We start from the raw sequence: 925 nt of genomic DNA on the forward strand, positions 1-925 counted from the left end.
AGATGTGTATAAGAGACAGACCTCTTCGTTCTGCTTGTCGAGGCGACGAATCTGACCTGCCATGCGGTCGAGACCGACATTTCGATTCGATCGGTCCGTGAGGACGTTGGACACCTGGTCCTTCTTCTTGTCATAAACGACGCGTTTTTCCGGTTCGCCCTGAAAGAGCCAGATGACGAAGAAGAGTGCCGCCGCAGCGCCAACGACCACGCATATCTGCTTTGACTTGGGCGACATCTGTACGAGCCTGGAGCGCAAACGATTCATGGTGAACGCTCCCGTCAGTTGTATTCGCGCGGAATGAGCGGCTTGCGCACGGTCGACGCGGGCTGCTCTTCAATGCGCTTGACCGCGATGTAGACCTCGGCGGCCTGACCGGGCTTCAGAACCTTGAGCGGCCATGAAGTCACGGCCGCAATGCGCCAGCCGCCGCAGCGCTGTTCCCGGAATTCCACGGGCGAGTCGGCCGTGTTGCGCACGACGCCGACGTAGACCGAAAGATTGTGACCTTCCAGTATTTGACCCTTATTGAAATCGAACGAAAGACCGGGGTGCTTGCAGACGGGAAGGGGATCCTTCGGCTTGACGCTGCGTAGGTTGTAGCCCTGCGGAACGCTCCCGAGAGCGATCGTGCGAAAGAGCGAACGGACCGTTTCGACATACGGCATCGAGGCTTCCCAAACTGCGGCTTTGGCTGCGCTCGTCCCTGCGGCGTCTTCGAATCGGAGCGCTTCCATCACGTCTTCGGGAAGCATGAGCTTCACTTCGCGCGGGGGTACCTGACGCGGCATCATCGTTACTGAAAGCGCGATGTCCTCGCGGCCGCTCTCCGTAATGAAGGCGGTGACCGGGAAGGTCTTGTCCGTAGAGATGTAGACGACCGAATCGCGCACGCAGATTTCGCCGCACTCGCCCTGCTTCGATC

2 protein-coding genes are annotated in these 925 nt (G+C 59.2%); both read right to left on the reverse strand.

All coding sequences use genetic code 11. The features are described 5' to 3' along the window. Nucleotides 1–267 (reverse strand): hypothetical protein (locus H6A60_RS14525; protein WP_205104844.1); only part of this gene is annotated, 267 nt, incomplete at its 3' end. A 14-nt stretch (nt 268–281) separates the two neighbouring features. Further along, a partial coding sequence (locus H6A60_RS11760; RefSeq protein ID WP_205104846.1) for a TraK domain-containing protein occupies nt 282–925 on the reverse strand: 644 nt, incomplete at its 5' end.

It is taken from the genome of Sutterella massiliensis (assembly GCF_016899755.1).
In the GTDB taxonomy this organism is placed as follows: Bacteria; Pseudomonadota; Gammaproteobacteria; order Burkholderiales; family Burkholderiaceae_F; genus Sutterella; species Sutterella massiliensis.